The sequence below is a fragment of the uncultured Flavobacterium sp. genome, assembly GCF_937967675.1.
Lineage (GTDB): Bacteria > Bacteroidota > Bacteroidia > Flavobacteriales > Flavobacteriaceae > Flavobacterium.
The window spans coordinates 1-22,846 of the sequence record NZ_CALBSN010000044.1; the positions used below are offsets into that span (position 1 = coordinate 1).

A 22,846-nucleotide genomic window follows, 5' to 3' on the forward strand; every position below is an offset into this window, starting at 1 on the left:
TGTGTAAAAATTCAGAAGAAGGCAATACCATCGGATTAGGAATTTTTGATGTCAACGTCGTAAAGTTTTCAAATCAAGTAAAAGTCCCACAAATGGGTTGGAATACGATTTACAATTTGAAATCGCCATTATTCTCAGAAATTAAAGAAAACGAATTTATGTATTTGGTTCATAGTTTTTACGCGCCATTAGCTGAAAACACAATTGCTACCACGAATTATGAGCATGAATACAGCACCGCTTTACAACGTGATAACTTCTTCGGAGTACAATTTCACCCTGAGAAAAGTGGAACCTTTGGAGAACAAATTTTGAAAAACTTTTTAAACCTTTAATTCTTAAAATAGGAACACAGATTTAAGAAATGAGAAAAATTTTAATAATTTCTTCAATTTTAACAATCTGCGTTCCAAAAAAAAATGTAAAATGAGAATAATCCCAGCCATAGACATTATCGATGGAAAATGCGTCCGACTTTCCAAAGGCGATTACGACACAAAGAAAATATACAACGAAAATCCGCTTGAAGTAGCCAAATCCTTTGAAGCGCATGGAATTCAGTATTTGCATTTGGTTGATTTAGATGGAGCCAAATCAAGCCGAATTGTGAACTATAAAGTTTTGGAACAAATTGCTTTGAAAACGAGTTTAAAAATCGATTTTGGTGGTGGTATAAAATCTGATGTCGATTTGAAAATTGCTTTTGAAAGTGGCGCCAATCAAATTACAGGTGGAAGTATAGCCATCAAACAACCAGAAGTTTTCAAAAATTGGATACAGCAATATGGAGCAGATAAAATTATTTTGGGCGCCGATGCTATGAAGGAAAAAGTAGCTATTTCAGGTTGGTTGGAAGAATCAAATGAAGAAGTAATTCCGTTTATTCAAAATTATCAGAAAGAAGGAATTCAATACGTAATTTGCACTGATATTTCAAAAGACGGCATGCTCGAAGGTCCAAGTTTTGAATTATATAAAAGAATTTTGGAACAAACCAAAGATGTAAAACTCATCGCTTCAGGAGGAATTTCTACATTCGATGAATTACCCAATTTAGCCGAATTAGGTTGCGAAGGCACAATCATCGGAAAAGCCATTTACGAAGGTAGAATAACTTTAAAACAATTGGAGAACTACATTTTGTCTTAATTCTTAATACTCAAATCTTAATACTATATGCTCACAAAAAGAATCATTCCCTGCTTAGACATCAAAAACGGTCGAACCGTAAAAGGTGTCAACTTTTTGGATTTAAAAGATGCAGGTGATCCAGTGGAATTAGCCAAGAAATACGCTGAAACTGGTGCTGATGAACTTGTTTTTCTTGATATTTCCGCAACAGAAGAACGTCGTGCTACTTTAATCGATTTGGTTCGAAAAGTGGCTACTGCAATTAATATTCCGTTTACTGTTGGTGGTGGTATTTCTTCCGTTGCGGATGTAGATGTTTTGCTGCACAATGGCGCGGATAAAATTTCGATTAACTCATCAGCAGTTAAGAACCCAGATTTAATCAATGAAATTGCTGCAAAATATGGAAGTCAATGCGTTGTTGTAGCTATCGATGCGAAAAAAATTTATGGCGATTGGATAGTTCATTTAGTAGGTGGAAAAGTTCCAACCGAATTGAATTTATTTGATTGGGCAAAAGAAGTTGAGCAACGTGGTGCTGGAGAAATTTTATTTACCTCTATGAATAACGACGGAACCAAAAACGGTTTTGCTAATGATGCTTTAGCCAAATTATCTGAAATCGTAAACATTCCCATCATCGCTTCTGGTGGTGCGGGAACTAGGGAACATTTCGCAGAAACATTCATCAACGGAAAAGCCGATGCCGCATTAGCAGCTAGTGTTTTTCACTATCAAGAAATCGAAATCCCTGAATTGAAACAGTTTTTAAAAAATCAAAATATCTCGATAAGATTATAATAAGAATAAAGATCAAACCACATAGAAACATAGAAAATCGTTTTTGAGAGTTAATTATAGCATTGCATTAAAACATAGCTATGAAACCTCTGAAAAGTACAACGACTAACAATTTTAAATATAAAAGCTATGTTTCTATGTGGTCAAAAAAACAACTATATATGAAAGTAAACTTCAACAAAACCCCAAATAACCTAATCCCAGCCATCATTCAAGATAACGAAACTAAAAATGTTTTAATGTTAGGCTACATGAATCAAGAAGCTTTAGACCAAACATTAGCAACAAAAAAAGTAACTTTTTTCAGTCGAACTAAAAACCGATTGTGGACAAAAGGTGAGGAGAGTGGCAACTTCTTAGAACTAATTTCCATCAAAGAAGATTGCGATAACGATACACTTTTAGTAAAAGTAAAACCTGCTGGTGCAACTTGTCACACAGGTTTAGATACGTGTTGGCAAGAATCTAATAATCAAGAATTTGGGTTTTTATCAAAATTAGAAAAAACCATTACAAAACGCAAAGAAAATGCAGACACTGAAAAGAGTTATGTGGCTTCTTTATTTGCAAAAGGAATTAATAAAATTGTTCAGAAAGTTGGAGAAGAAGCGGTTGAAGTAGTCATTGAAGCCAAAGACAATAACGACGATTTATTCTTATCTGAGAGTGCTGATTTATTATTTCACTATTTGATTTTATTGCAAGCGAAAGGTTTTCAATTAAACGATGTTGTGGAAGTTTTGAAAAATAGAGAAAAGTAATACCATTATTAATAAAAGAATTAATTGAAATTTATTTTTATAAATGTATTTCCTTACCTTTAAAATAAAAATTCAAGATGCGATTTCACACCAGAAAGTGGGTAAAACCCGAAGATTTAAATGCCAACGGAACCTTATTTGGTGGTAAAATGTTGGCATGGATTGACGAAGAAGCTGCTTTGTATTCGATTGTTCAATTAGAAAATTCACGTGTAGTAACCAAATACATGAGTGAAATAAATTTTATGAACTCGGCCAAACAAGGTGATATTGTTGAAATTGGAATTGATGTGGTTAAATTTGGAAAAACTTCTTTAGTTTTAAAAAGTGAAGTTCGAAATATGATGACTAGAGAAACCATTATCTCTATTGATAATATTACGATGGTAAACTTAGGCGAAGATGGAAAACCAAAACCACATGGTAAAACTCAAATAGAATTTATTGAAGACCGTTTGAAAAAATAATTGTTATTGAAACACATAGGCACATAGAAAATTAAAAATATTGTACCTTAAAGTTAGTTTTAAGCATTTTATTTACACATAGAACTTTATTTTCTATGTCAAGTAACACGTCTAAAGACAAAACTATGAAAACTATATATCTATGTGTTTAAAAATTAAAAATATGCTACAAAAATCAACTTTAGAATTTCTAACAAAACTTAAAGAAAACAACGACCGCGATTGGTTTGCGGCAAATAAAAAAGCCTTTGAAACCGAACAAAAGTTAGCCAAATCGTTTTTTATATCGGTAGGTGAGCAGTTGGGCAAAATAGATAGTATCGAGCGCATTCAAGTTTTTAGAATTTATCGCGATGTGCGTTTTTCGAAGGATAAATCACCTTATAAAAATCATTTCAGTGTTGGGTTCACCCGAACAAAACCAATGCTTCGTGGCGGTTACTATTTGCATATTGAGCCTGGAGGAAGTTTTGTAGGTGGCGGCTTTTGGGAACCTAATGCAGTTGATTTGCATCGCATTCGTAAAGAATTTGAAATGGATGATGAAGAAATCAGAACGATTGTTGCTGATGAAAAGTTCAAAAAATTCTTTGGCGAACTAAAAGGCGAGGAGTTAAAAACTGCCCCAAAAGGTTTCGATAAAACGCATCCTGCCATTGATTTAATTCGTAAAAAACAATATTTACTAACTCGTAGATTTTCGGACAAAGAGGTTTTGGCTCCTAATTTTCAAGAAGAAGTTTTAGCGACTTTTCAAGTTATGCGACCATTCTTCGATTATATGAGCGAAGTATTGAGCACGGATTTGAATGGAGAATCTTTATATAATTAGCCAATTTTTGAATGTGCCGATGTTTCAATTATTTTCTTTCCATTGGCACATTGACTAATTGTCTCATTGCCAAATTAAATTATCTGAATTTGACTTTTTAAACGTTCAATCAATAAATTCATCATACGTTTGTTTAAATTGGATGAATTTTGGGTGTATTCTTTGTATTCGGAAACAGTAAACATTCCGAAAACTATTCCTTTTAATGAATTTCGAAATTTGATATCGCGTTGGATGGCGTTTTCAATATAATTTTCTTTTTTCTCTGGAGAAAGTGTAAAATATACGCCTTTTTGTTTCATGGCGTAATTTCTAAAAACTTCAATAAACAATTCATTTTGGAATTTCAAAATAGGTCGCAATGTCTGATTTTGAAACTTTTCTTCAGAACTCGATTGTTCAGTAATAATACCTATACTACCACCTCTAATTTCTAAAAGTGATTCGTCTTTCGTTTTCATGATAAAGTGAATTTGTTTGAATTAAAGTTAAAAAAAATAACCTCCAATTTCTTGAAGGATACTTTAAGTTATTAAGAATCAGTTGTTAATTATACTTTGTTTACTTGGTGAACTGATAAATTCAAATACTTCTAAATCAAAATAAGGCATAGAAGCAATAATATGATCAAAAATATCGGCCATGATATGTTCGTAGTTTAACCAAGTTTTATCTTTTGAAAAGCAATAAATTTCTAATGGAATTCCTTTTTCTGTGGGTTGTAAATGACGTACCATTAAACTCATGTCTTTGTTAATTCCAGGATGTGATAAAATATACTGATTAATATATTTTCGAAACAAACCTAAATTGGTTAAATTTCTTCCATTTACAATAACACTTTTATCAATTCCATTATTCGAGTTGTATTTGTCGATATCCGCTTGACGATGTTCGATGTAGGAAGTTAAATGTTGAATTTTTTTGAATTTTTCTAATTCTTCAGATTGAATGAATCGCACAGAATTCGCTTTAATCAAAATGTGACGTTTAATTCTTCTTCCATCAGAATCCAACATTCCACGCCAGTTTTTGAAACTATCCGATATTAAACTGTACGTTGGAATCGTAGTGGTAGTATTGTCAAAATTTCGAACTTTTACAGTTGCCAAATTAATTTCAACAACATCTCCATCAGCTCCAAATTTTTCCATAGTAATCCAGTCGCCAATATGCACCATGTCATTTACTGAAACGGAAATACTCGCTACAAATCCTAAAATGGTATCTCTAAAAATTAAGATAATAATTGCAGAAATAGAACCAAAAGTGGTTAATAATGTAGTTTTACTTACGTCGAAAAGAATTAATACAAAAGAAATAATTCCAAACAACCACAAAAACAACATGATTACTTGAATGTAACTATCAATCGGCTTGTCACTAAAACGAGGCTTTTGTTTTAAGTAATCACGAAGTGAATTAAAAATACTTCTAGTAATCCATAGCGATAGGATAATGATGTAAATTTTAACTCCTTTTTCAAAAATGTATTCCCAATAGGTAAAATTGTTCAAAATTACAGGAACAGTTTTATATATAAACAATAAGGGAACAAGATGGGCTAAATATTTAGCTGTTTTGTTTGCAACTAAAAAATCATCAAAAGAAGATTTTGTTTTTGCTGCAACAATTGCCAAGAAAATAATAAAGAGCTTTTTGAAAAGATAGTCTAAAATATAAGCAACAACTATTAGAACAACAATATTGATGGCTAAATTCAAATAAGAAGAAATCGCATCGCTAAAATCGAAACTTTTAAAAATATCGTATGCCCAGTTAAAGATTTTCATTAGGTAGTTTGAAGGTATTTTTTTTCAATATAAAAGGTTCCAAAAGGAAAAATAGATGCCAAACAAATAATTACAAATGTTTTAGTGGCCCATTTTTGTTCCTTCTTTAGCAGAATTGCAAAAGCAATATACAACATAAAAAGTATCCCATGAGCCATTCCAATATTTTTCACATATATAGGATCGTTAGCCATGTATTTCATTGGCATAGCAAAAAAATACAACGCTAGAGTTGAAATTCCTTCTAACAAAGCAATAGAGCGAAAAGATTTTATCATGATAAAGCAGAATAAATTACAAATCCGTAAATAGCAAAACGAAAGAAACGAAGTAAACCAAACATAAAGAAATGTCTTCTAGAATAGTTAATCATTCCTGCTGCTAGGCAAGCTATTGCAAAAGGCAAAGGCAATAAAGCTCCAACAGCAATTAAAAAGCCTCCCCATTTTTGCATGTTAATAATATGCTTAGACATTTTACCATACAAACGCTTATTAACTGAAGGAATAGCTACAATCGCCATTCCCATAAAATAAGCAATTACACCACCTAAATAAGATAAAAAGGCTAAAATAGTCAAGTAGAGTAGAGGATTTTCTGTATTTTTCGTCCAAGCAATAAAAATATCGGGTGGAATTAATCCTAAAACACTTTCTGAAGCAAGAAAAATTCCAAAAATAAACAAATCACTAAAATTTTGGGTGATGTAAATTAAAGCTTCATTAAGATTAATAACCTTATAATTAACATAAAAAAGAAGGGCTACAACAATAGCTGTAGGCAAAATAGCACCTTTGATACCTTGCCAAATAAAGGAATAAAATCCTGTATATTTATAATATTGATGAAGTAATTTAACTTTTGATTTTTTAGTTCTAGACATTGGCTTTAAATTTTAAACAAAATTAGTTAGTTTGAAGAGATAATAAAGTTAAGAAAAACAAAAAAATCGGTAAATTTACTTACCGATTTTATATTATGTAAAATAGAATTATAAATTAATAAGCTAAAAATGCTTTATTATATTCTTTTAAATCTAATATATTGTTTTTCTTATCCAAATCAGTTAATAGTGAAAGGAAATAATTGAAGCTTTCTACATTATTTTCAACCGAAATGTTTGTTTCAACTTGAGCGTCTTTGCTATCAACAGGTTCATCATCAGGAATTCCAATAAAAAATCCATTATTATTTTCTAAATGCTGATATGCCAATCGTAAAGCTTTAGTTACAAATGGATTATTTAAATCTAAAGTTATTTCTCTAAGTTTTTTTAAATCGGTTACAATTTCTAAAACTTCAAAATTATCTTTGAATAATTCTTTTTGAATCTTTTCGATTAATTTAAGGGCTTGTTTGTTTTCCATAACTATGTAATAAGGGACTGCAAACTTAATCTTTCTTATGCTTTTACACAAACGTTTTGTAGAGTATTTTTAACCTTTTTTATTATTATCAAATTGAATTATAATATACATTATGTAAAATAGAAAATTTAAAACATTTACTTTAATAAGCCATGCAAACTTTGTATCTTCGTTTATAATAATTGAACCAATATGAAAAACCCAATTGCAGAACGCATCACTGATTTTTTAAAGCATTACCCACCTTTTTCTAGTTTAACTTACCAAAATTTGTTGAATATAGCAAAAACTTGTAATGTATTGTATTTGGAAAAAAACCAAATACTTTTTAAAATTAATGATCCAACACATTCTTTTTTCTATGTGGTAGCTTCAGGAGCTGTTGGCTTGTCAGTTACTTCTGATGTAGATGATGTTTTAATTGACAAATGTGATGAAGGTGATATTTTAGGTTTACGTCCGTTTTTTGCTAAGAATAATTACTTAATGACAGCTAAAGCTCGTGAAGAAAGTATTATTTATGCCATCCCAATTGAAACTTTTAAGCCTTATGTAGCGGCTAATTCAGATGTATTGAGTTTTTTATTAGAAAGTTTTGCCTCAAATACTCGTAATCCTTACGATAAAAATCATAAAGGTAAATTAGTTTCGGAAAATGTTATTTATAATGATCAAAATGCTGAAATTCAGTATTATCAACCTATAAAATATACTGCAAATCCTATAACTGCTTCTCCAACAGACATAGTAAAATTTGTTGCTCAAACCATGGCAAGTAGTAAAATTGGTAGCATGATTATACATCATAACCGCAAACCTATTGGTATTGTTACCGATAAGGATTTACGTTCTAAAATTGCTACAGGATTATATTCTATTGATGTTACTATTGATAAAATAATGTCTTCTCCTGTAATTACAGTAGCTGACAATCTTTCTATTGCTGAAGCTCAAATTATGATGTTAAAACACAATGTTTCGCATTTGTGTGTAACTAAAGATGGAACAAATGATTCTGAAATTACAGGAATTATAACAGAACATGATATTGTGGTTGCCCAAGCAAATAATCCTGGAGTACTTTTAAAACAATCAAAACGCGCTCAAAAATCAGCTGATTTAAAAGAAGTCAGAGAGAAATTGACTGATTTAATTCAGCATTCACTTGATAAAAACGTTCCAATAAATCATATTACTTCAATTGTTGGTGAAATTAATTTAGCAATAACGAAACGTGCGATAGAATTAGCCATTGATAAAATAGGAACTCCTCCTCCAGCCCAATTTGCTTGGATGAACATGGGAAGTCAAGGCAGAAAAGAACAACTTTTGCTTACTGATCAAGATAACGCCATTGTTTTTGAGGATGTTCCAGAAGAAAAATATGATGCTGTTAAGAATTATTTCTTAGAATTAGCCGAAAAAGTAACGAAAACGTTGAATAAAGTTGGCTACAATTATTGTCCAGCCGAAATGATGGCAAGCAATCCACTTTGGTGTAAATCGGTTACTGATTGGCAACACCAATTTAAAGGATGGATTACCTCACCTGGTGAAAAAGGAATTTTAATGTGTACCATTTTCTTTGATTATGATTTTGTTTACGGAAATGAAGATTTGGTAGATGCAATTAGTAATACGATTCACGAAGAAACCAATGATAATCAGTTGTTTTTTGCTTATTTAGGAGCTGATGCTTTAAAAAATCCGCCACCATTAGGCTTTTTCCGTCAGTTTTTAGTAGAAAGTGATGGTGAACATAAAGATACTTTCGATTTAAAAGGAAGAGCTTTAATGCCTTTGATTGATGCGGCTCGAATTTTATCTTTAAGTAAAGGAATTAAGAATGTATCCAATACAATTTCAAGGTATTCAAAATTAGCCGAATTAGAACCTCAAAATGCACCCGTTTATGAAGCTTGTGCCGATGCATTTGCCGAATTATTGAAGTTTAGAACGGAAGAAGGATTGAAAAATGAAAATGATGGTAGATATTTGACTTTAAGTGAGTTATCAAAGTTATATAAAGTAAAACTTAAAAATGATTTTCAGCCGATTAACGATATTCAAGAAGTGATTAAGAACCGTTTTCAGTTAACTTATTTTACGTAATATGAAGTTCAATTGGTTTAAGAAAATAGTAAAAGATTATCCTAAATTTTGGGAAACCTATTTGTCATGTTTTGATGAAAATGAGAGTAAAACCAAACGTTATGTAGTTTTTGATTGTGAAACTACAGGTTTAGATTATAAATCAGATCGAATTCTTTCTATTGGTGCAGTGGCTATTCAAAATGATAAAATTATCGTTGGAGATTTTATGGAAGTTTTTCTTCAACAAGACATTTTTAAGCCCGAATCAGTGCCTATTCATGGAATATTAAAAGAAGGGAAAGAAGAAAAAATTGTAGAAGCTGAAGCAATTATACGTTTTTTGGAATTTATCAAAGATGCAACATTAGTTGGGCATCATGTAGCTTTTGATATTGAAATGATAAACCAAGCCTTAGATCGTTTGAATGTTGGTACTTTGAAAAATCAAGCAATGGATACGGATGTAATGTATCAAAAGCTCAAATATTTACCTTACGAACAACATGCTTCGTTAGATGAATTGTGTGATATTTATAAAATAAAAAAATCAGATCGACATACCGCTAGTGGTGATGCATTTATTACGGCTCTACTTTTTTTGAAACTGAAAAAAAAATTGGAAATTTAATTTTCTAGAATGAGACAAATAATTAATATAGGATTAATATTAAGTTTTCAATTATGTTATTTAGAATGGCCGAATAATGCTTCATTTATTTTTCAAGCTGAATATGAAATTTTTACAAAAACGGAGCAACTTATTAAAAATTTTATGCACCCAATTATTTTAATTGGTTTTGCTTCTCAAGCTTTTATTTTATTTGCAGCTATCTTTAAAAATTTTAATTCTAGATTAAACTTTATTGGAGTCATCTCCTTAACTCCTATTGTCCTAATCTTTCTTGCTGTTGGTTTTATTAGTTTTAATTTTAAAATTATAATTTCAACAATACCTTATATGTTTTTTTGTTTTTTGTATTTCAAATTCAAAAATAAATAAAAAAACTGCTCCATTTCTGAAGCAGTTTCTTAACCAATAAAACTAAAAAACTAGAGTTTACCGTCTTTTATTTCATCCACTATCTCAGGATTTAATAAAGTGGAAATATCTCCAAAATTAGAGAAGTCTCCTTCAGCAATCTTTCTTAATATTCTACGCATGATTTTACCTGAACGTGTTTTAGGTAAACCACTTACGAATTGAATCTTATCTAATTTAGCAATCGGACCAATTTGATCAGAAATCAATTGATTAATCTCTTTTGCTAAGTTAACTCTATCACGACCTTCACCTGTTTCTTTCAAGATAATGAAACCGTAAAGGGCATTTCCTTTAATATCATGAGGGAAACCTACAATTGCACTTTCTGCAACCGCTGGATGCTCATTGATAGCATCTTCAATTGGAGCAGTTCCTAAATTGTGTCCAGAAACAATAATAACATCATCTACTCTACCCGTAATTCTGTAATACCCTACTTCATCGCGTAAAGCACCATCTCCTGTGAAATATTTTCCTGGAAAAGCAGTGAAATAGGTTTCTTTATAACGTTGATGATCACCCCAAATGGTTCTCGCCATCGAAGGCCATGGAAATTTAACACATAAAGCACCCGTTACTTGATTTCCTTCGATTTCATTACGCAACTCATCCATTAATACCGGTTGAATTCCAGGTAATGGTAACGAAGCATAAGTTGGCTTTGTTGGTGTAACAAAAGGAATTGGTGAAATCATTATTCCTCCAGTTTCAGTTTGCCACCAAGTATCTACTAACGGACAACGCTTCCCTCCTACGTGGTCATTGTACCAGTGCCAAGCTTCCTCGTTAATTGGCTCACCTACTGAACCAATAACTTTTAAAGAACTTAACGGAAAACGTTGTACATAATCTAAACTTTCTTTTGCTAAAGCTCGAATAGCAGTAGGTGCCGTATAGAATTGGGTAACATTATGTTTTTCAATTACTTCCCAAAATCTACTGAAATCTGGGTATGATGGAACTCCTTCAAAAATAACCGTAGTTGCCCCATTTAAAAGCGGTCCGTATAAAATATACGAGTGTCCTGTAATCCAACCGATATCAGCGGTACACCAATAAACATCATTTTCTTCGTAATTGAATACATTTTTAAAAGTATAAGCGGTGTAAACCATATAACCTGCAGTAGAATGTACCATTCCTTTAGGTTTTCCAGTAGAACCTGAAGTATATAATATAAATAAAGGATCTTCCGCATCCATAATTTCAGCTACATTATTTCCAACAGCGGCATCCATTAAAGGTTGTAACCATAAATCTCTTCCTTCTTTCATGTTAACTTCCGTATTGGTTCTTTTAACAACCAAAACAGTTTCAACACTTGGGCATTTTTCTAAAGCCTCGTCAACAATTCCTTTTAAATCAATAGCTTTATTTCCGCGGTAACTTCCGTCAGAAGTGATGACCATTTTACATTCGCTGTCATTGATTCGAGCAGCAACGGCAGAAGAAGAAAATCCTGCAAATACAACTGAATGTATCGCACCAATTCTAGCACAAGCTAAAACGGCAACAGCTAATTCTGGAATCATTGGTAAGTATATACAAACTCTATCCCCTTTTTTGATTCCTTGTTCACGTAAAACATTGGCTAATTTTGAAACTCTTACATACAATTCGTTATAAGAAATATGTTGCGCTGCTTCGCTAGGATCATTTGGTTCGAAAATAATAGCTGTTTTATCACCGCGTTTTGCTAAATGTCTGTCTATACAGTTTTTAGTGATGTTTACTTTCGCATTTAAAAACCATTTGAATTGGGCTTCTTGCATATCAAATTCGAAAACTTTGTCCCATTTTTGATACCAAGTAAAATTCTCATCGGCAATACGATCCCAAAATTTTCTTGGTTCGCGCACCGATTTCTTATACATTTTAAAGTAATTCTCTAAATCTTTAATTTTATAATAACTCATTTTTTAGCTTTATTTTTAATTGATAATGTAAAGATAACCAATCTGTTTTAAGAATTTTATAATTTCTTGCTAAATAGATATAGTTAAGTGATTAGTGAAAAGTGAATAGTAATTAGCTTAAAATCTTACTTAAAACAACCAATTCTAGCATGTTCTAAAACTTCTCTGATTTCATCGATAATAGCTTCATCGTCAATAGTTGATGGAATTTGGAATTGTTCACCATCAGCTATGCTTCGCATCATTTTTCTTAGAATTTTTCCAGAACGTGTCTTAGGTAAACGTTGTACAATAACCACATCTCGTAAGGATGCTACAGCTCCAATTTGTTCACGCACTAAATGCACCACTTCATGTTGTAATTGGAAATGTTCAATATCTTCTCCTGATTTTGCTACCACTAATGCCAATGGAATTTGACCTTTCAATTCGTCATTAATGCCAATAACAGCACATTCAGCAACAGAATGATGAGATGCTACAATTTCTTCCATTTCAGCAGTTGAAAGTCGGTGACCTGCTACATTGATGACATCATCTACTCTACCTGTGATGTATATATAATCGTCAGTGTCTTTAAATCCGCCATCACCAGAGAAATAATAGCCTGGGAATTTATTCAAATACCCTGCTTTAAAACGTTCGTTATCTTTCCATAGATCTAATAAAGTTCCTGGAGGCAATGGCAATTTGATAACTACGTAACCTTCTTCATTTGGACCTAATTCTTGCCCATTTTCTCCAAAAATTCGAATATCATAACCTGTAACTGCTTTTCCTGCTGAGCCTGGTTTTATTGGTAAATACTCCACTCCCATCATGTTTGCAATCATCGGCCAACCTGATTCTGTTTGCCACCAATGGTCGATAGCGGGAACTGGAATATGTTCGCGATACCATTCTAAAGTCGCAACATCGCAACGCTCACCTGCTAAGAATTGAATTCGTAAACTACTCAAATCATATTGTTTGATAAATTCGCCGTTTGGATCTTCTTTTTTGATGGCACGAATGGCTGTTGGAGCGGTAAACATAACATTTACTTTATGCTCAGCAATAACACGCCAAAACGTACTCGCATCAGGAGTTCGGATAGGTTTTCCTTCGAATAAAATAGTTGTGTTTCTATTAATTAATGGTCCGTAAACGATATAACTGTGTCCTACTACCCAACCCACATCTGAAGCTGCCCAAAAAACATCACCTTCTTTTGCATCATAAATATGTTGCATTGAAAATTTAAGTGCGGTAGCATAACCACCAGTATCTCTAACGATTCCTTTTGGTTTTCCAGTGGTTCCAGAAGTATATAAAATGTATAATGGATGCGTTGAATTTACAGGAACACATGGCGTTTCTTCCGACCCGTAAACTAAAGCATCATAATCGACATCGTATTTTTTAAAGGGAACTCTAGCCCCTAATTTTCTATTGAAAACGACTACTTTTTCAGGTTTATGATTCGCTAATTCGATAGCTTCATCTACTAAAGGTTTGTAAGCAATTAATCTGTCGATTTCAATTCCTGATGAAGCGGTGATGATAGCTTTTGGCTCGCAATCATCGATACGAATCGCAAGTTCATGTGGTGCAAAACCTCCAAAAACTACCGAATGCGTTACTCCTATTCTTGCGCAAGCCAACATAGCGAATGCGGCTTGAGGAATCATTGGCATATAGATTACAGCTGTATCGCCTTTTTCTAAACCTAATGACAATAAACCTCCAGCTAATTTGGCTACTTCGGTTTTAACTTCGTTAAATGTATACTTTTTTACAGTTTGCGTAACGGGTGAATCGTAGATGATAGCTACTTGTTCGCCATAACCATCTTGAATGTGTTTATCAACGGCAAGATAGCAAGCGTTTAAATTTCCATCTGTAAACCATAAAGGATAACCATTTTTATCGGTTGATAAAATGTTCGATGGTAAATTATACCATTCTAATTGATTCGCTTGTTCCTTCCAGAATTCTTCAGAAGAAGTAATACTTTTATTATAAATATCGCAATAATTCATTTGTATTATTCAATTTATGTGATTTATTTTCTTTAGTAAATGTAGAAAATAAAATAATGCCAAATAAATTAATGTTGCTAAATAGGTATAGATGATTCTTGATTTGGATTATTTATTTTTTAAATATTTTGAAATCGTATTGGTATAAATATCGTCAAAATCAATATGAGTTATATCAGAATATTGAATTTCAGTAAAATCTTCGTCAAATTTACCAGTAGCATCAAAATAATTTATAACAACTTTATTGCTTGTTACTTTTAATATTGGACCAATATCAAATGAGTCTTGTTCAGAAATTTCATTTATAATAATTACATTGAATCCTAATTTATGAATAGAATTAAATATGCTTTCCCAATTATTTAATTCAATATTTGGCTTTTTAATTGAATCTTTTATGCCTTCCAATTTACAAATCTTATCGAAGAAAACATCATTTTTATTTCTCCTAATTTTAGAAACTTGATGAATTGGAAAAACTAAAAAACCTCTAACGAAAAAATCGTCAACTTCTTTAAAAAGAACGAAATCATTGGAGAAATCAACGATGTAACCTGTTTTAGAACTCAATTCTTCTTTATTGACAATTCTTGAAATTTTGCAATATTTTCTTTTAATTGTAAAATCATTAATTTTATTTAGAATTGAAACTTTACTCATAGTTGCTATTTTATAATTTATCCCAACAAATCCTCCACTTTCTCCACTACTTTCTTAATCGAAAACGGTTTTGTCATGTAAGCGTCTGCACCAAGAGCTAAACCTTTTTCAATGTCACTTTTTTTGTTTTTTGCAGATAAGAACATCACTTTTGTACGTTGTAAATTAGCATCGCTTCTAATTTGTTCTAATGTGGCAAAACCGTCAACCATTGGCATCATGATATCCAAAATGATAACATCTGGAAAATTGGTTTTTAAAATATCTAAAGCTTCTTGTCCGTCGCGTGCTATAAAAACTTCGTAATTGCTTTTCTTGAACGTATATTCAAGTGCCATTACGATATTTGGTTCGTCGTCTACAATTAAAATCTTTTTCATAAGTTTTTCTTATTGTTTTTTAAAGGTCTTATGTAATCGCTTTATTTTTAAAGGTGTTTGTTTTCAACAAACTTTTTATTGTTAGCGATTTCATGGTCTTTTAATTTTCAATATTTTTTATGGGTAAAGTGAATACAATACAAGCGCCTTTTACACTTGGTTGTACCCAAATTCTCCCTTTGTGATGTTCTATAATTTGTTTGCAAATGGCCAATCCTAATCCGCTACCAACAGGTTTTTTGAAATTCTGGTTGGATGCTTGATAAAATTTGTCAAATATAACGTCAAAATCGTTAGGATTAATACCTTTTCCGTTGTCTTGCACCGAAGTTTCTATAAAATTATCTTTCTTTTTAACTTGAATGGTGATTAAACCATCGGTTTCTGGACAAAATTTTATGGCGTTTGATAGTAAATTAGTCACTACTTGAATTATTCTATCTTCATCATAATAGGCCAAAACCGTGTCTTTACTTTCGACATAAACACTGATGTTTCGGTTCTTAATTAACTGTTTTAAAGGTTCAATCGAATGTTCAATCGTGGCAATTAGGTTGTTTTGACTTGGATGAATGGTTTGTTTTCCAGTTTCGAATTTTTCTAAATCCAAAATTTTATCAATCAAACGATTCAATCTGTCAGATTCCGAAATGATATTTTGTAAAAACTGTTTTCGTAATTCTTCTGGAATTTCATCATCATCATGCAAAATCTCACTTGCTGCACGAATGGCTGTAATTGGCGTACGAAGTTCGTGTGTTACGGTGTCTAAAAATTCATCTTTTTGAACGTCTTTTCTAACCAATGTTTCATTGGCTTTTTGTAATTCGAAAGTGATTTTTTGGAGTTGGTTTGAAGTTTCTGTTAATTTTTTGTTGATTGTGATGTTTTCTTTCGATTCTTCTAGAATTTTTAATACTTCTGGTAACGTGATTTTTTCTTCTTTTACAACACTCGAAATTAGAATTCTTGCTGAAGCCGTTCCAATGTGACCCGTTAATAAATTTTCGGCGAATTTTACTAATCTCGCATCGGCTAATTCTTGATCTTTATCTACATTGTACTTCACATTAAAAATATTCATGGCGCGTTTGGTACGTTCTTCGCCTAAAAATCGAATCAAAACTTTTTCGATATCACGTGTGTAAGCGGTTCCTTTCCATACGAAAGCATTTTCATGATTTGTGCTATATTTATCGATATCAACGTACATTTCTGCATAATTACGTTCGCGATAATTTCCTTTAAAACTAACTGAAACCGCGAAATATGTCAATGTATTAAACAACATACTCCAAAAAAAAGTATGTGGAACCGGTTGCAAATAATCCAATCCAAAAAGTTGAAAAGGTTTTAACAAATTAATTTTCATAAAACCTTCGGTAACAAAAGAACTTTCATCATTGGTTAACCCAATAGCATAAGGCAATAACAAAGTATAAATACAAATAATAAATCCGATTAAAATGCCATAAATAGCACCTAATCTTGAACCTCTTCGCCAGAAAATGGCTCCAAAAAATGCTGGTGCTAATTGAGCAATAATAACAAACGAAATCAATCCAATAGAAACCAAACTGTAATCTAATGCGAAGAATCGGTAAATGAAATACGCGGCTATAATTAGAGAGAAGATTCCGATTTTACGAATGTTGACAATCTTTTTGTTATTGATGATTTGTTCTTCATTCTTCAATTTACCTAAAAAAGTATACGGAATCAACAAGTTGTTACTCAACATGGTAGACAAACTAATACTTGATACCACAATCATCGAAATTGCTGCGGAAAATCCGCCAAGAAAAACTAAAACGGTTAGCGTTTGATTATTAAAAAACTGCGGAATCAAAAGCGAATACGTATCGGCATTGACATTTTTTCCATCAAACAATACGTTTCCGCCCCAAGCAATTGGATAGACAAAAAGGTTGAACAATAATAAGTACAAAGGAAACAACCAAATCCCCGTTTTAATATGGCGTTCTCTGTTATTTTCTACCACAGAAATTTGAAATTGTCTTGGCAATAAGAAAATAGCAAAAAGCGAAACCATACTCAAAAAGAACCAGTTTAATCCTTGTTCTAATCCGCCAATGGTGTTTTTTTCTTTGAAGTTTTCTAAAAGTGATGCTTTTGCATAGATATCATCGTATCCATCAAAAACGAAGAACGTAACGTAAACTCCAACGATTAAAAAGAAGACTAACTTTAGAACGCTTTCTAAAGCTACAGCAGTTACAATTCCTTTACGTTTTTCAGAAGCATCTACATAACGTGTTCCATAATAGGATGCAAATAAGGCTAAAGCAATAGCAACATAAGTCGTTGTATCATCAAAAATGTAAGAACTTGTATTGGTTTGGGTTACAATGTGAAAAGTTTCAGAAATTGCTTTTAATTGTAAAGCGATGTAAGGAATAATTCCAGCCAAACAAACCACAGTCACAATCGCGCCTAAAAAACGACTGTTTCCATATCGCAGTGAAATAAAATCGGCAATACTTGAAATTTTATTTACTCTAGAAATACGAATAATTTTCTTTAAAATAATAATCCAAGCGGGAATAATTATTATAGGACCAATATAGATAGGTAAATAATTCAAACCTGAATTTGCTGCTACTCCGATACTTCCATAGTACGTCCAAGCAGTACAATATACTGCTAAAGACAAGGAATATATATACGAATTATTTGTCCATTTGATGTTCTCTTTTTTCTCTGCCCAATGCGCAATAAAAAAAAGAATACCCAAATAGCCTAATAAAATAAGTAATAAAATAGCACTATTCATAATAACGTTGTACTACAATCCAAGACATTAATACTGAAAACAACCAAACAGAAAAAATATAAATATAGATTACTGGAAATCCCAATACATTATCAGCACTATCAAATAGTAAAACGATTGGTAAATTCAATACCAATAAAAGTAACAATGATAAAACTACTAGTTTCTGTTGATGTCTTTTTTTCATAAAGAATACGTTTATAAAACCTAAAAGCTCTTATGTAAAATAAGAGCTTCTAAGATAAGTATTTTTATTTTAATTAATCTTCATATTCGTCCGTGATTGCATACCAACCAAAAATAGTTAATCCGGTAACAATCATTGGTAAAAGTATAAAGAAAATAATGATTCCAAAAACTAAATCATCTTGTTTTCCTGAAGTTAACTTTCCTCCAAAAATTCCAATCGAAAAATAGGCTATTGCAATTGCAAGTGCTATCCAAACGATTCCTAAATATTTTTTTATTGTGTTCATGATTATTATTTTTTAGTCGTGAAGTGTATTAATTTTTCTGTCGATGTAAATCATTCCAATTACGAAACATATTGCAGCTATTCCAATTGGATACCAAAGTCCTTCTAAATAAAACTCTACATCTCCTGCCTCCTTAGAAGTAGTAACAAAATAGGTTGAAATAGCTGGAAGCAATCCACCAAATATACCATTCCCAACGTGATATGGCAATGACATTGAGGTATATCTAATCTTAACTGGGAACATTTCTACAAGGAATGCGGCAATTGGACCATAAACCATGGTTACAAAAATCACCTGAATGAAAACCATTAATACTAAGAACCATCGATCGCTATTGTTAATCATTTTGGTCACTTTTGTTTCCACTTTATCTTTTCCTTTATCATCTACCATTACTTTTCCACTTTCAAAATGGATAGTTTTGATTTCTTCTACAGTAGTTCCATCAGTATAAGCTTTTGTAGTAGTATAGATAGAATCCATTTTAGTAGCATCAATTTCTTTTAAAGAAGGAACTACTTTAGTTTTCTCAACGATTTCAGTTTTTAAAGTTAAATCTGTTGAAGCATACATAGCTCTGTAAATTGGGCGATACGCTAAAATAGCAATTAACATTCCACTCATCATAATTACTTTTCTACCTACTTTATCACTCAACCATCCAAAAAATACGAAGAATGGAGTTCCTAATAAAAGTGCAATTCCTAGTAATGTATCTACTTGAGAAGAATCAATACTTTGAACAGTTTTTAAGAAGTTCATCGCATAGAATTGTCCTGTATACCAAACAACTCCTTGTCCCATTGTAGCACCAAATAAAGCTAAAAGAACAAATTTTAAATTGTATTTATGACCAAAACTTTCTTTTAATGGATTTGTAGATGTTTTACCTTCTGATTTTGCTTTCGCGAAAGCTGGTGATTCGTGCATGTTTTTACGAATCAAGAACGAAACATAAACCATAACAATAGAAACCCAAAACGGTACTCTCCAACCCCACTCATCAAACGCTTCTTTAGACATTAATCCTTTTGTAAGCAAGATAACCACTAAGGAAATAAATAAACCTACCGTAGCTGTAGTTTGAATCCAAGATGTCCAATATCCTTTTTCGTTTTTAGGAGCGTGTTCGGCCACATAAGTTGCAGCTCCCCCATATTCACCACCAAGAGCTAAACCTTGAAGTAAACGTAGAATTAATACAATAACAGGCGCAGCATAACCAATTGTTTCAAAACTTGGAATACAACCAATTACAAAAGTAGCTCCTCCCATTAACATTAAAGTTACCATGAAAGTATACTTTCTTCCAATTAAATCTCCTAATCTTCCAAAGAAAAGGGCTCCAAATGGACGCACTACGAAACCTGCAGCAAATGTTGCTAATGTTGATAAAAAAGCCGCCGTTGGATTGTCAGAAGGGAAAAATTTAGTAGATAAAACTACTGCTAAACTTCCAAAAATGTAGAAGTCATACCATTCAATCATTGTTCCCATAGAGGAAGCCGAAATAACTTTCCAGATTCCTTTTGATGATTTGTTATCGCTCATAATTTAATTGTATTAGTTTGTTATAAATAGATTTGTAATTGTATGATGAATTCACCTTTGTAATTATCAATTTTGTCAACTGCTGAATAAACTGGACGCGTTGAATATTGCGTAGTAATTTTAGCATGGTGACCATCTAAGAAAAAGTTAGCTCCTAAATCAAATTGACTACTTGCTTTTTCTAAAGCATCAAAGTTTTTATAAGTATAAGCTCCAAATGGCTGAATTCTCACTTTTGGTTTTTCGTTTTTATTTGGTAATAAAACACCCGCTTGTGTATACCAAATATTTCCTGTTCCTACCATTGGTTGTAAATTTCCTGCTCCCGCTAATGCTGGTGAACCTGTAAAAGTAGGATCAACAACACCTTCATTCATAATTCCAAGGTTTCTTAAATAATTAGGACCAAAATCATAATTATAGAAAACACTGTAAGCTGTAATTGCCATTTTTTTCTCTTTAGCACCAATTGGCATATCTAAGAAAACATCTCCAGCAAATAAATTAATCGCATGTTCTTTAATTACTCCATTTACAGAAGTTTGTGTTCCTTTTGGCGCATTATAAAAACCAGCTCCAATGTTGAACATTCTTTTAGTTCCTAAGTAAGTTCCTACTTTGTAAGGTAAAAAGTTAGCTTCTTTATCAAAGAATTGATATTCCACATAACCTGCTTTTGACCATTGTGTAGTGTTGTTATTATCAACAGCTTTTGCTATACTCGCATCGGTAACATTTGTTGGTGTTTGATTTGTTGCAAAAGGTTTATTGATACTAAAACGATATTCAAATTTGTTATATTTCCCTTTTGCGAAAATTCCAATTTGTCTGGCAAACTGATCGGAATTCTCTATCAAAGGCCAGTTGAAAATTGGTGCATCAACCGTTAGATAGTTTAAGGTAGAAGACATGGTCATACGAGATAATCCCATATAATAATGTAAACCTGCTCCTACTGACAAACTAAAAGGTTTTGATTCTTTAGGTAATACTAATGCGTATTCATTCCATGCATCATGAAAGAATAAACCTGGTTTTTTTCCAGCGCCATAGCCACCAGTTCCAGCCGAACCTGAAGCACCACCATTAATAAAAGTTTGATTGTTAATCCCTATATGAGTCAAAATCATATAACGGGGAGAAATTTGTGCATAAGCTAATAATCGCAAACGACGTAAGCCTGCATCTTCATGACTAGAAACAGTTTCGTCTCCAATCATCGAACCCGGATTCAAATCGGTTGAACGAAGCCAAACTTGATTCCATGCAATAAAACGCATGTATTTGGTTCCTTCTGGATTTAAGTTGAATTTTAAACCTCCTCCATAATCAGGTGAGCCCTGAGCGGATACTAGCAGAGATAAAAATAATCCTGAAATAGTTAGTAATTTTTTCATAATTTAATTTTGGTTAGTTATGCATTTCTGCAGTACCAAATTCTAAAATTATGTTAATGAAAAAAATTACAATATATATTTTTGTTAAAACGTATAGCTAATCTTTAAAACGTTCCCATTTTATGAGCATAAATTTATCTCCAAGTTCAGTTATAATCATACCAGCTCCCGATAATTGATCTTTGTTTTGCAAAAATTCTACCAACTCATTGTGCTTAAAAATCTTATAAGTAGGATGATAATTAGGATGAGGTGGTTTCTTGATCTTAAACTCTTTTACCCAATTGCTAATGGAAACGTGCGAAACACCAATGATTCGCTCAATTTCTCTAAAACTCAAACCTTCTAAATACAATTGCAAAGCTTTCGTTACATAGTAATCATCTATCTTTTTTCCTAATTTATTGACAGTGAAGTAATAATTACACGATTTACACAAATAGCGCTGTCTATCTTTGATAATACCACTTTTTACAATACTGTCACTTTGACATTTTGGACAGGATAAAATCTTCATATATATAATTTTTGCATAAATATACTAATTTTGCAAAATATACAAAAAATAATATCATAAAAATTTCAATTTATTTTTTTACTTATTGCAATTTTCAGGTTTTAAAATTATGAATAGTATAATTTTAGCTTTAAATCGCTACATTTTTAATTTTGATAAAATGAAAAAAAATCCATTTTTGTTGTGAAAAAGTATAGTTATTTTATTTAATTTGTAAAAACAACACAAAACCATGCAATTCGACATACAAAATACCGAATCTTCCGCTTTATACAAGCTTTTAACAGGTACTGTAATTCCAAGACCAATAGGCTGGATTTCAACAATTGATACAGATGGAATCAACAACCTTGCTCCTTTTTCTTTCTTTAATGTGGTGAGCGAAGATCCACCACACGTCATGTTTTCCACCGTTCGAACAGGAAACAAAAACAAAGACACTTTAAATAACATATTAGATAATAAACAATTCGTGGTTAATTTAGTGACCGAAGAAGTTGTAGAACAAATGAACACCACTTCTCAAAGCGTAGCTACTGATGTTGACGAATTTGAATTAGCAAACGTTACTCCTATTGATTCAATTTATATCAAGCCAAAACGAGTAAAAGAAAGCTTAGTACATTTTGAGTGCGAAATGGTACATCATTATTTTATTGAAAATCATCAAAATGGCGGCGCTTGTATTATCATTGGTAAAATTATTACCATGCATATAGACGATTCTATATTAATGGAAAATCACAGAATCAATTTAGACACATACAAACCTGTTGCCCGTTTAGCAGGTTCCAATTACAGTAAATTAGGAGAAATATTCTCAATTAAAAGACAATAAAT

24 protein-coding genes are annotated in these 22,846 nt (G+C 31.9%); 9 read left to right on the plus strand and 15 right to left on the minus strand.

Annotated elements, in window-relative coordinates; all coding sequences use genetic code 11:
- From hisH to Q0075_RS03015, 6 genes are all read left to right on the plus strand, one after another.
- Nucleotides 1-335: imidazole glycerol phosphate synthase subunit HisH (gene hisH / locus Q0075_RS02990; RefSeq protein ID WP_297868216.1), on the plus strand; the 335-nt coding region annotated here is incomplete at its 5' end.
- 91 nt (nt 336-426) lie between these two features.
- Complete coding sequence (gene hisA, locus Q0075_RS02995) at nt 427-1,149, plus strand: 1-(5-phosphoribosyl)-5-[(5-phosphoribosylamino)methylideneamino]imidazole-4-carboxamide isomerase (RefSeq protein ID WP_297868217.1); 723 nt, start codon at nt 427-429, stop codon at nt 1,147-1,149.
- Nucleotides 1,150-1,176: 27 nt separating this feature from the next.
- Nucleotides 1,177-1,932: an imidazole glycerol phosphate synthase subunit HisF gene (gene hisF, locus Q0075_RS03000; RefSeq protein ID WP_297868218.1), complete on the plus strand. Its 756-nt coding sequence runs from the start codon at nt 1,177-1,179 to the stop codon at nt 1,930-1,932.
- Between the two features lie 137 nt (nt 1,933-2,069).
- Entirely contained in the window at nt 2,070-2,693 is a 624-nt protein-coding gene (gene hisIE / locus Q0075_RS03005) for a bifunctional phosphoribosyl-AMP cyclohydrolase/phosphoribosyl-ATP diphosphatase HisIE (RefSeq protein WP_297868219.1), read from the plus strand.
- 77 nt (nt 2,694-2,770) lie between these two features.
- Nucleotides 2,771-3,160: a hotdog domain-containing protein gene (locus Q0075_RS03010; protein WP_291108205.1), complete on the plus strand. Its 390-nt coding sequence runs from the start codon at nt 2,771-2,773 to the stop codon at nt 3,158-3,160.
- A 163-nt stretch (nt 3,161-3,323) separates the two neighbouring features.
- On the plus strand, nt 3,324-3,992 hold the full coding sequence (locus Q0075_RS03015; RefSeq protein ID WP_297868220.1) for a DUF2461 domain-containing protein: 669 nt from the start codon (nt 3,324-3,326) through the stop codon (nt 3,990-3,992).
- Nucleotides 3,993-4,066: 74 nt separating this feature from the next.
- Here Q0075_RS03015 and Q0075_RS03020 read toward each other — a convergent pair whose 3' ends face one another.
- The 5 genes from Q0075_RS03020 to Q0075_RS03040 form a co-directional block, all read right to left on the minus strand.
- Nucleotides 4,067-4,453, minus strand: a complete 387-nt coding sequence (locus Q0075_RS03020; protein ID WP_297868221.1) for a glyoxalase — start codon at nt 4,451-4,453, stop codon at nt 4,067-4,069.
- Nucleotides 4,454-4,531: 78 nt separating this feature from the next.
- Nucleotides 4,532-5,785 (minus strand): mechanosensitive ion channel domain-containing protein, encoded by a 1,254-nt coding sequence (locus Q0075_RS03025; protein ID WP_297868222.1) that lies wholly within the window; start codon nt 5,783-5,785, stop codon nt 4,532-4,534.
- A complete protein-coding gene (locus Q0075_RS03030; protein ID WP_297868223.1) occupies nt 5,785-6,063 on the minus strand; it encodes a DUF3817 domain-containing protein in 279 nt (92 codons plus the stop codon). The genes Q0075_RS03025 and Q0075_RS03030 overlap by 1 nt, the downstream gene beginning before the upstream one ends.
- Nucleotides 6,060-6,668: a short-chain dehydrogenase gene (locus tag Q0075_RS03035; protein ID WP_291108215.1), complete on the minus strand. Its 609-nt coding sequence runs from the start codon at nt 6,666-6,668 to the stop codon at nt 6,060-6,062. The genes Q0075_RS03030 and Q0075_RS03035 overlap by 4 nt, the downstream gene beginning before the upstream one ends.
- A 115-nt stretch (nt 6,669-6,783) precedes the next feature.
- Nucleotides 6,784-7,152 (minus strand): hypothetical protein, encoded by a 369-nt coding sequence (locus Q0075_RS03040; protein WP_291108217.1) that lies wholly within the window; start codon nt 7,150-7,152, stop codon nt 6,784-6,786.
- Nucleotides 7,153-7,344: 192 nt separating this feature from the next.
- Between Q0075_RS03040 and Q0075_RS03045 the strand changes: the two genes are divergently transcribed.
- A complete protein-coding gene (locus Q0075_RS03045; RefSeq protein WP_297868224.1) occupies nt 7,345-9,264 on the plus strand; it encodes a DUF294 nucleotidyltransferase-like domain-containing protein in 1,920 nt (639 codons plus the stop codon).
- Between the two features lies 1 nt (nt 9,265).
- Nucleotides 9,266-9,874: a 3'-5' exonuclease gene (locus tag Q0075_RS03050; protein ID WP_297868225.1), complete on the plus strand. Its 609-nt coding sequence runs from the start codon at nt 9,266-9,268 to the stop codon at nt 9,872-9,874.
- 422 nt (nt 9,875-10,296) lie between these two features.
- On the opposite strand, the gene acs is transcribed toward Q0075_RS03050, so the two are convergent.
- The 10 genes from acs to Q0075_RS03100 all read right to left on the minus strand — a co-directional run bounded on the left by acs (nt 10,297) and on the right by Q0075_RS03100 (nt 22,006).
- Nucleotides 10,297-12,204, minus strand: coding sequence for an acetate--CoA ligase (acs, locus tag Q0075_RS03055; protein WP_291106093.1), 1,908 nt, complete (start codon nt 12,202-12,204; stop codon nt 10,297-10,299).
- 125 nt (nt 12,205-12,329) lie between these two features.
- A complete protein-coding gene (locus Q0075_RS03060) occupies nt 12,330-14,225 on the minus strand; it encodes an acetate--CoA ligase (RefSeq protein WP_297868226.1) in 1,896 nt (631 codons plus the stop codon).
- Between the two features lie 108 nt (nt 14,226-14,333).
- Nucleotides 14,334-14,888: a hypothetical protein gene (locus Q0075_RS03065; RefSeq protein ID WP_297868227.1), complete on the minus strand. Its 555-nt coding sequence runs from the start codon at nt 14,886-14,888 to the stop codon at nt 14,334-14,336.
- Nucleotides 14,889-14,905: 17 nt separating this feature from the next.
- Nucleotides 14,906-15,268, minus strand: coding sequence for a response regulator (locus Q0075_RS03070; RefSeq protein WP_297868228.1), 363 nt, complete (start codon nt 15,266-15,268; stop codon nt 14,906-14,908).
- Nucleotides 15,269-15,368: 100 nt separating this feature from the next.
- Nucleotides 15,369-18,062: an ATP-binding protein gene (locus Q0075_RS03075; RefSeq protein WP_297868229.1), complete on the minus strand. Its 2,694-nt coding sequence runs from the start codon at nt 18,060-18,062 to the stop codon at nt 15,369-15,371.
- Nucleotides 18,055-18,249: a hypothetical protein gene (locus Q0075_RS03080; RefSeq protein WP_194095559.1), complete on the minus strand. Its 195-nt coding sequence runs from the start codon at nt 18,247-18,249 to the stop codon at nt 18,055-18,057. Before Q0075_RS03080 ends, Q0075_RS03075 begins: the two co-directional genes overlap by 8 nt.
- Nucleotides 18,250-18,322: 73 nt before the next feature.
- On the minus strand, nt 18,323-18,538 hold the full coding sequence (locus Q0075_RS03085) for a DUF6814 family protein (protein WP_297868230.1): 216 nt from the start codon (nt 18,536-18,538) through the stop codon (nt 18,323-18,325).
- Between the two features lie 12 nt (nt 18,539-18,550).
- Nucleotides 18,551-20,092 (minus strand): MFS transporter, encoded by a 1,542-nt coding sequence (locus tag Q0075_RS03090; RefSeq protein ID WP_297868231.1) that lies wholly within the window; start codon nt 20,090-20,092, stop codon nt 18,551-18,553.
- A 20-nt stretch (nt 20,093-20,112) separates the two neighbouring features.
- On the minus strand, nt 20,113-21,489 hold the full coding sequence (locus tag Q0075_RS03095) for a porin (RefSeq protein ID WP_297868232.1): 1,377 nt from the start codon (nt 21,487-21,489) through the stop codon (nt 20,113-20,115).
- A gap of 97 nt (nt 21,490-21,586) precedes the next feature.
- The gene (locus tag Q0075_RS03100; protein WP_297868233.1) at nt 21,587-22,006 is read right to left on the minus strand and encodes a hypothetical protein; all 420 of its coding nucleotides are present in this window, start codon (nt 22,004-22,006) and stop codon (nt 21,587-21,589) included.
- A gap of 232 nt (nt 22,007-22,238) precedes the next feature.
- On the opposite strand from Q0075_RS03100, the gene Q0075_RS03105 reads away from it, so the two are divergent.
- Nucleotides 22,239-22,844 (plus strand): flavin reductase family protein, encoded by a 606-nt coding sequence (locus Q0075_RS03105; RefSeq protein ID WP_297868234.1) that lies wholly within the window; start codon nt 22,239-22,241, stop codon nt 22,842-22,844.
- The last annotated feature ends 2 nt before the right edge of the window (nt 22,845-22,846 follow it).